Here is an 8,083-nt window from a genome sequence, read left to right as displayed (position 1 = left end):
GATCCCGCTGCCGGCGGCGAGGAGCAGCAGGTCGCCGTCGAGGGACCGCGGGGTGAAGATGCCGGCCGGGGCGAGGGCTTCGAGCGTGGTGCCGGGCTTGACGTTGTCGCAGAGCCAGTTCGAGGCGTAGCCGTCCGGGGTGCGCTTGACGGTCACCCGGAGCTGCGATTCGGTGTGCGGGCAGCTGCACAGGGAATAGCAGCGCGCCACGGATCCCGTGCGCTCACTGGGAATCCGAAGGGTGAGGAACTGCCCGGGCCGGTAGGCGAAGTGCTCGCGCTGCTCGGCCGACAGCTCGAACACGAGCGTGCGGGCCTCGGAGGTCTCTGTGATCACTTCGGCCACCGTGAGCCGGAACGAGACCGGGTCAGCCATCGCAACGTCCCCAGCTACGCGAGCACGTCACACGCCTACCCGAAGGCGGGACACGCCTACGTGAAAGCGGGACACGGCTACCTGAAGCCGGGACACGCCCGGGGTCCTGGCGGCGGGCCGGCGTGTCCCGCGTCTGCGTAGGCATGTCCCGGCTTGGCGTAGTCGTGTTACGCGTTCGGGGAGGCATGGTGGTCGGGTCAGGCATCGGGGACCTCGACGAGGCCTTCGGCTACGGCGTGCTCGATGCTGGCGCGGAGCTTGGGGCAGGTGTCGATGCGGGCGGTGAGCTCGCCGGCGGCGACCCGGGCGGCGAACTCGGGGCAGCTGGTGACCGGGTTGGAGATCCACTGCACGCTGGTGTGGGCGGCGCTTGTCTTCTTGACCAGCACGCGGTTCGCGCAGCTGTGGCAGTCGACGGGGACCAGGCCCGCGGTGAGGAACTCGTGGGTCTCGGCGCGGGTGCCGGCCGCCTGGTCGGTCCGCGGAGCCTTGGCCCAGGCCGGCATCACGGCACCCCGGCTTCCTCGGTCGCCTTGCGGCGGGCCAGGTTCTCCTCGACCTCCCGCTCCCACACCTGGTTCGCCCGGGTAGTGTCCACTTCGAACTCGAAGCGGCTGGTCATGTCCTCGGTGACGTCCTCGGTGTCCACATAGAACTGCTCGTACCAGCGGCGCAGCTGGTACACCGGGCCGTCCTCCTCGCACAGCAGCGGGTTGTCGATGCGGGTCTTGTTCCGCCAGATCTCCACGTCCTGCAGGAACCCCACGCCGAAGCTCTTGGCCAGCTTGGCGGCCACCTTGTCCGCCTTCTCCTTCGGCAGGCCGGGGAGCTTCTTGACGCTGACACCCCACTGCAACACGAAGGAGTCCGCGCTGACCGGGTAGTGGCAGTTGATCAGGACGGTCTCGATCACGGTGCCGCCGAAGTCCTGCCACAGGTCGTTGATCATGTAGGAGGGACCGTAGTAGGAGGCCTCGGAACGCAGTGTCATGCCGTCGACGCTGTAGCTGGAGCCGACGTTCATGTCCGGACGGGCCCGCGAGGTGAGGTACTGGGTGGCGATGTGGCCCTCGAAGACGTTCTTGAAGAAGGTCGGAAAGGCGAAGTGGATGTAGTAGAAGTGCGCCATGTCGACCATGTTGTCGATGATCTCGCGGCAGTTGGAGCCGTCGATCCGCACGGTGTCCCAGGTCCAGTCGCTCCACTCGTCCGACGAGGCGCCCTTGGTCTCCGGGATCACCACGTGCTTGGGGGGCTCGCTGCCCTGCGGGTCGTGCCAGACGAACAACTGCTGGTTGCGCTCCAGGGTGAGCCAGGACCGGGTCCTGGCGCGCAGCGGAATGCGCTTGGCGTAAGGGATTCCGGCGCATTTGCCGGAGCCGCTCCAGCGCCAGTCGTGGAATGGGCAGGCGATCGCGTCGCCCTTGACGGTGCCCTGCGAGAGGTCGCCGCCCATGTGCCGGCAGTAGGCGTCGAGCACGTTGAGGGTGCCGTCCTCGGTGGCGAACACGACGAGCTTGGTGCCGAACGCCTCCACCGCATGGGGTTCGCCGTCCCGGTAGGTGTCGGCCAGACCCAGGCAGTGCCAGCCGCGGGCGAACCGGGTCGGCGGCGCGCCCACGTCGATCGTGCGTACACCGGTCGTCATGCGGTTCCTCCCAGGTCGAGGGCGGCCAGGTAGCCGAACACCATGGCCGGGCCGAGGGTCGCGCCGGGGCCGGCGTAGGTGTGGCCCATCACCGCCGCGGCCGCGTTGCCGGCGGCGTAGAGCCCGGCGATCACGGTGCCGTCCGGGCGCAGCACCCGGGCGCGGGTGTCGGTGCGCAGGCCGCCCTTGGTGCCGAGGTCACCCGGCACGATCCGGATGGCGTAGAACGGCGCGCGGTCCACCGGGCCCAGGCACGGGTTGGGCCGGTTGCGGGGATCGCCGTAGTAGCGGTCGTAGGCGCTCTCCCCGCGGTGGAAGTCCTCGTCGACTCCATTGCGGGCGAACATATTGAACTTGTCTACTGTGGACATCAGGTTGGCGGCCGGGACGTTGATCGCGCCGGCCAGCTCGGCCAGCGTCGGCGCCTTGACCACCGCGCCGTGCTTGTACCAGCGGCCGGGGAACGGCTGGCGGGGGCCGAGCCCGGCGAACACGTAGCGGTTGCGGTAGCGCTGGTCGGCGATCAGCCAGGCGGGGATGTGCGGGTCGGCCTCGGTGTGGTTGTCGTACATGGCGTGCACGGCGTCCACGTACGGCGCGGCCTCGTTGACGAACCGCCGTCCGGACTGGTTCACCAGCAGGCAACCGGGAAGCGTGCGCTCGGCCAGGCAGAAGTACGGCCCCCGGGGCAGTTCGATGGACGGGCCCCACCAGGCGTCGTCCATGAGCTCCACCGCGGCACCCAGCCGAAGGCCCGCCTCGATGCCGTCCCCGGTGTTCTCCGGCGCACCCACCGTCCACTCGGTACCGATCGGACCGCGCTGGTATTCCTTGCGCATCCGCTCGTTGTGCTCGAACCCGCCGGCGGTGATGATCACGCCGCGCTTGGCGCGCACCAGGATCGGCTTGCCGTCGCGGGAGACCTCGACCCAGCTCACCCGGTTGCCGGCGGTGTGCAGGGACAGCAGCGGGGTGTTCAGCCAGACCGGCACGCCGGCCTCGGCCAGGCCCACCCGGAGCCCCGCGCTCAGCGCCTGGCCCATCGTGAGCAGCTCCCGCCGGCGCAGCAAGGAGATCGCCCTTCGACTCGCGACCCGGACGGTGCGCAGCAGGCCGCGGGGGTGCCGGGCCATCAGGTTCATCCAGCGGTAGTCGGCCTGGGTGACCGCCATTCCGGTGGGTGCCTTGAGGTATGGCGGGTTGAGGTTGGCCCGCTCGGCGCCGAGCACCCGGGCGTCCAGGGGTTGCGCCTCGATGGAGCGGCCTCGTGGCTGCCCGCCGGGTGCCTCCGGGTAGTAGTCGGAGTAGTCCGGCACCCAGCCGAACCGCAGTGGCGTGTTGGCCAGCACGAAGGAGATCACCTCGGGCGCGTGGTCCAGGAAGGCCCGCTGGCGTTCGGTGTCGACGGCGTCGCCGACGATGTGCGCGAGGTAGGCGCGGGCCTGCTCCGGCGTGTCCGGGACGCCCGCGGCGCGCAGCACCTCGTTGTTCGGCGCCCAGACGCCGCCGCCGGAGCGGGCGGTCGAGCCGCCGAACGTGGCCGCCTTCTCCACCAGCAGGACGCGCAGGCCGTGGCGGGCCGCGGTGAGCGCCGCGGTCATGCCGGCCGCCCCGCTGCCGGCGACGACCACGTCGAACTCTGGTTCCGCGCTGGTCATCGTGCCTCCCTGGCATCCATACTAGAACAGGTTATAGTTTTGTGGGGCCGAGCGCTACCGAGGAGGGCACCGTGGCAGCCACCTGGGATGACCAGGCCGACGTGGTCGTGGTCGGCTTCGGCTCGGCGGGCGCGTGCGCGGCGATCGAGGCGGCCGGGCGCGGCGCGGATGTGCTGGTGCTCGACCGGTTCACCGGCGGCGGCGCGACCGCGGTGTCCGGCGGGGTGGTGTATGCCGGCGGTGGCACGGCGATCCAGGCCGCGGCCGGGGTGGTGGACACGACTGAGGCGATGGTCGGCTACCTGCGCCAGGAGGTCGGCGACGTGGTGTCGGCGGCGACACTGCGGCGGTTCTGCACGGAGAGCGCCGGCATGATCGACTGGCTGGCGGCGCAGGGCGTGCCGTTCGATGCGAGCCTGTGCCCGTACAAGACCTCCTATCCCAATAACGAGTTCTACCTTTACTACTCGGGCAGCGAGAACGCCTGGCCGTTCCGGGATCTGGCGAAGCCGGCGCCGCGTGGGCACCGGGCGCACGGTCCGGGGACCTCGGGCCGGGTGCTGTTCGCGGCACTGCGGGGCGCGGCGGAGCGGGCGGGTGCACGGGTGCGGGGCCAGACCGGTGTGACGCGGCTGGTCACCGAGGGCGGGCGGGTGGTCGGCGTGGAGTGCCTGACCCTGTCCGGTGCACCGGCCCGGGTTCGGCGCCGGCACGCGATGCTGTACGGGTACGCCACGAAGCCCGGCCTGTACGCGCCCGCCCTGGGTCGCCGGCTCGGCCGGCGGATCGAGGCTCTCGAGCGCCGGTACGGACAGCCGTACCGGGTTTTCGCACGGCACGGTGTGGTGCTCGCGGCGGGCGGGTTCATCGGCAACCGCGCGATGATGCGGGAGCACGCGCCGGCGTTCCGGGGCGGTCTGCCGCTCGGCACGCTGGGGGACGACGGGAGCGGCATCCGGCTCGGGGTCGAGGTCGGTGGTGTCGCTGACCGGATGGGCAACGTCTCGGCGTGGCGGTTCCTCAACCCGCCGAGCGCGCTGCTCGGCGGGATCCTGGTCAACCGGGCGGGAAAGCGGTTCATCGACGAGTCGAGCTACGGTGCCGCGCTGGGCCACCGCATGATCACCGAGCACGGCGGGAAGGCCTGGCTGCTGATCGACCGGGCCGTACTGGGGGAGGCCCGGCGCCAGCTGAAGACGGAAACCCTGTGGTTCCAACGGCTTCAGGCACGCTACCTGCTCGGTGTCGGGCGGGTGGACGGCCCGCTCCCGCAGGTCGCCGAGCGGGCGGGGATCGACGCGGCGGGGTTGGCGGCGACGGTGGCGTCCTACAACTCCGGGTCGCCGGACGAGTTCGGCAAGGATCCCGCCCTGGTTCATGGCTTGACCGAGCCGTTCTCGTTGATCGACTGCTCGTCGCGGCCGCGGATCGCCTATCCCTGCCCGATGCTGACGCTGGGCGGTCTGGTGGTGGACGAGTGGACCGGGCAGGTGCTGTCCGCGTCGGGTGGCGCGGTGCCGGGGCTCTATGCGGCCGGGCGCAATGCCGTCGGGATCTGCTCGAACTCCTATGTCAGCGGGTTGTCGCTGGCCGACTGTGTGTTCTCCGGGCGGCGGGCCGGCCGGGCGTCCACTGTGTACTTTGAGGAGGTGCGGGATGCTCACGGCTGAGCAGCGTTCCGAGGTTGCGGGTTGGCTTCGGGAGGCGGAGCGGGACCGGGCGCCGATCGATCCGTTGATCGCGGCGTACCCGGCGCTGGACGCCACGGACGCCTACGAGATCCAGCTGGAGAACATCCGACGGCGCCCCGGACCCGTGGTGGGGCACAAGGTCGGGCTGTCGTCCTTGGCCATGCAGCAGATGATGGGGGTGGACGAGCCGGACTACGGCCACCTGCTGTCGGAGATGCGGCTGTCTTCGGACGTTCCGGTGGACGCGGGCCGGTACTGCTACCCGCGGGTAGAGGTGGAGGTCGGCTTCGTGCTCGGCGACGACCTGCCGGGGGAGGGCTGCACCGAGGCCGACGTACTGGACCGCACGGAGGCGCTGGCGCCGGCGATCGAGCTGATCGACAGCCGGATCGTGGACTGGCGGATCAGCCTGGCCGACACGATCGCGGACAACGCTTCCTCGGCCGGTTTCGTGCTCGGCGCTGCGCGAGTGCGGCCGTCCGATGTGGACATCTGCGGCATCGACGCGACGCTGACGCGCAACGGGGATCTCGTCGCGGCCGGCCGGTCGGACGCGGTGCTGGGGAACCCGGTGATCGCGGTGGCGTGGCTGGCGCGCACGGTGGCCGGGTTCGGGGTTCGGCTGCGGGCAGGCCACATCGTGCTGCCCGGTTCGTGCACCCGGGCCATCGACGCACGGCCCGGGGACGAGTTCCGGGCGTCGTTCACAGGATTGGGAGACGTGGCCTTGTCGTTCAACGGAAGTGCATCGTGAAGACCGCGGCGATCGTGGGCTCCGGGAACATCGGGACCGACCTGATGTACAAGCTGCTGCGCTCACCGGTGATCAAGCCGCTCTGGATGGTCGGAATCGACCCGGCCAGCGAGGGCCTCCGCCGCGCGGCGTCGTCAGGGTTGGCGACCACTGTGGACGGTGTGGACTGGCTGCTCGCCCAGGACCCGTTGCCGGACCTGGTGTTCGAGGCCACGTCGGCGTACGTGCACCGGGAGAACGCGCCACGCTACGCCGAGGCCGGCATCCGCGCGATCGACCTCACCCCGGCCGCGGTCGGGCCCGCCGTCGTCCCGCCGGTGAACCTCGGTGCGCACGCCGGCGCGCCCAACGTCAACCTGATCACCTGCGGCGGCCAGGCCACGATCCCGATCGTGCACGCGGTGTCCCGGGTGGTCCCGGTCAGCTACGCGGAGATCGTCGCCACGGTGTCCTCGGCGTCGGCCGGTCCCGGGACCCGCGCCAACATCGACGAGTTCACCCGGACCACGGCCCGCGGCGTCGAGACGATCGGCGGCGCCCGGCGCGGCAAGGCGATCATCGTGCTCAACCCGGCCGAGCCGCCCATGATCATGCGCGACACCGTGTTCTGCGCCGTGCCGCCCGACGCCGACGTTGACGCCGTGGCAGAGTCGATCACCCGGATGGTCGCCGACGTGGCCGCTTACGTGCCCGGCTACCGGCTCCTCTCCGAACCCCAGTTCGACCCGCCCGGCCCCGCGACCGGTGGCCTCGCGCGGGTGGCGGTGTTCCTCGAGGTCGAAGGCGCCGGCGACTTCCTGCCGCCGTACTCCGGAAACCTCGACATCATGACCGCCGCGGCGGTTCGTGCCGGCGAGGCGTTCGCAACGTTGGACGGGAGGGTTTCCGTTGCTGCCCAAGACATTCTCTGATTCCCTGGACGTGCGGGTCACCGACACGTCCCTGCGCGACGGCTCCCACCACAAACGCCACCAGTTCACGGTGGACGAGACCCGCGCCATGGTCGCCGCCATCGACGGCGCCGGCGTCCCGGTGATCGAGGTGGCCCACGGCGACGGCCTCGGCGGCTCCTCGTTCACCTACGGCTTCAGCCACACCCCCGAACAAGACCTGATCTCCATCGCCGCCAACACCGCCCGCCAGGCGCGGATCGCCTTCCTCATGCTCCCCGGCGTCGGCGTCAAAGACGACATCCTCATCGCCGCCGACAACGGCGCCTCCCTCTGCCGCATCGCCACCCACTGCACCGAAGCCGACATCTCGATCCAACACTTCGGCCTGGCCCGCTCCCGCGGCCTGGAAACCGTCGGCTTCCTCATGATGTCCCACTCCCAACCCCCGGAAGTACTCGCCCGCCAAGCCCGCATCATGGCCGACGCCGGCTGCCAGTGCGTGTACATAGTGGACTCCGCCGGCGCCCTCGTCCTCGAGCAGGTCTCCGATCGGGTCTCCGCCCTCGTCGCCGAGTTGGGCCCCGACGCCCAAGTAGGCTTCCACGGCCACGAAAACCTCGGCCTCGGCGTCGCCAACTCCATCGCCGCCGCCCGAGCCGGCGCCGTCCAGATCGACGGCTCCACCCGCCGCTTCGGCGCCGGCGCCGGCAACACCCCCGTAGAGGCGTTCGTCGGCGTCTGCGACAAGTTGGGCATCCGAACCGGCGTCGACTTCTTCAAGATCGTCGACGCCGCCGAGGACGTCGTCCGCCCAGCAATGCCCCAGGAGTGCCTACTGGATCGGATGGCCCTGGTCATGGGCTATGCCGGCGTGTACTCGAGCTTCCTCCGCCACGCTTACACCCAAGCCGAGCGCTACAACGTCTCCGGAGCCCAGATCCTCGTCCGCGCCGGACAGCGAAAGCTGGTCGGCGGACAGGAGGACCAACTGATCGACATCGCCCTGGAACTCCAGCGCGAGGCCACGAGAGCCTGATTCATCGCTGTCCTCGCGGCAGCCGGCT

Annotated in this window: 8 protein-coding genes; 4 read left to right on the top strand and 4 right to left on the bottom strand. The window is 70.6% G+C overall.

Annotation, left to right across the window (positions count from 1 at the left end; genetic code table 11):
- The 4 genes from VGR06_RS02145 to kstD form a co-directional block, all read right to left on the bottom strand.
- Positions 1–375: FAD-binding oxidoreductase (locus tag VGR06_RS02145; RefSeq protein WP_327557212.1), on the bottom strand; the 375-nt coding region annotated here is incomplete at its 3' end.
- Positions 376–572: 197 nt separating this feature from the next.
- Positions 573–881: a hypothetical protein gene (locus VGR06_RS02140; RefSeq protein ID WP_327557211.1), complete on the bottom strand. Its 309-nt coding sequence runs from the start codon at positions 879–881 to the stop codon at positions 573–575.
- The gene (locus VGR06_RS02135; protein WP_327557210.1) at positions 881–2,023 is read right to left on the bottom strand and encodes a Rieske 2Fe-2S domain-containing protein; all 1,143 of its coding nucleotides are present in this window, start codon (positions 2,021–2,023) and stop codon (positions 881–883) included. Before VGR06_RS02135 ends, VGR06_RS02140 begins: the two co-directional genes overlap by 1 nt.
- Positions 2,020–3,681, bottom strand: a complete 1,662-nt coding sequence (kstD, locus tag VGR06_RS02130; RefSeq protein ID WP_327557209.1) for a 3-oxosteroid 1-dehydrogenase — start codon at positions 3,679–3,681, stop codon at positions 2,020–2,022. Before kstD ends, VGR06_RS02135 begins: the two co-directional genes overlap by 4 nt.
- A 71-nt stretch (positions 3,682–3,752) precedes the next feature.
- Between kstD and VGR06_RS02125 the strand changes: the two genes are divergently transcribed.
- Genes VGR06_RS02125 through dmpG form a run of 4 tightly spaced genes read left to right on the top strand, consistent with a single transcriptional unit; the run spans position 3,753 to position 8,055 of the window.
- Positions 3,753–5,351, top strand: a complete 1,599-nt coding sequence (locus tag VGR06_RS02125; protein ID WP_327557208.1) for an FAD-binding protein — start codon at positions 3,753–3,755, stop codon at positions 5,349–5,351.
- Positions 5,338–6,126: a 2-keto-4-pentenoate hydratase gene (locus VGR06_RS02120; protein ID WP_327557207.1), complete on the top strand. Its 789-nt coding sequence runs from the start codon at positions 5,338–5,340 to the stop codon at positions 6,124–6,126. The genes VGR06_RS02125 and VGR06_RS02120 overlap by 14 nt, the downstream gene beginning before the upstream one ends.
- The gene (locus tag VGR06_RS02115) at positions 6,123–7,037 is read left to right on the top strand and encodes an acetaldehyde dehydrogenase (acetylating) (RefSeq protein WP_327557206.1); all 915 of its coding nucleotides are present in this window, start codon (positions 6,123–6,125) and stop codon (positions 7,035–7,037) included. Before VGR06_RS02120 ends, VGR06_RS02115 begins: the two co-directional genes overlap by 4 nt.
- The gene (dmpG, locus tag VGR06_RS02110; RefSeq protein ID WP_327557205.1) at positions 7,015–8,055 is read left to right on the top strand and encodes a 4-hydroxy-2-oxovalerate aldolase; all 1,041 of its coding nucleotides are present in this window, start codon (positions 7,015–7,017) and stop codon (positions 8,053–8,055) included. The genes VGR06_RS02115 and dmpG overlap by 23 nt, the downstream gene beginning before the upstream one ends.
- Positions 8,056–8,083 lie beyond the last annotated feature (28 nt).

This window comes from Actinophytocola sp. (assembly GCF_036002505.1).
In the GTDB taxonomy this organism is placed as follows: domain Bacteria; phylum Actinomycetota; class Actinomycetes; order Mycobacteriales; family Pseudonocardiaceae; genus DASYTH01.
Note: the sequence above shows the minus strand (reverse complement) of the source record. Positions and strands in the feature narration are given on the sequence as shown.

Coding starts and splice junctions, on each gene's coding strand:
- VGR06_RS02140 (WP_327557211.1), bottom strand. CDS start 881: ATGCCGGCCTGGGCCAAGGCTCCGCGGACCGACCAGGCGGCCGGCACC.
- VGR06_RS02135 (WP_327557210.1), bottom strand. CDS start 2,023: ATGACGACCGGTGTACGCACGATCGACGTGGGCGCGCCGCCGACCCGG.
- kstD (WP_327557209.1), bottom strand. CDS start 3,681: ATGACCAGCGCGGAACCAGAGTTCGACGTGGTCGTCGCCGGCAGCGGG.
- VGR06_RS02120 (WP_327557207.1), top strand. CDS start 5,338: ATGCTCACGGCTGAGCAGCGTTCCGAGGTTGCGGGTTGGCTTCGGGAG.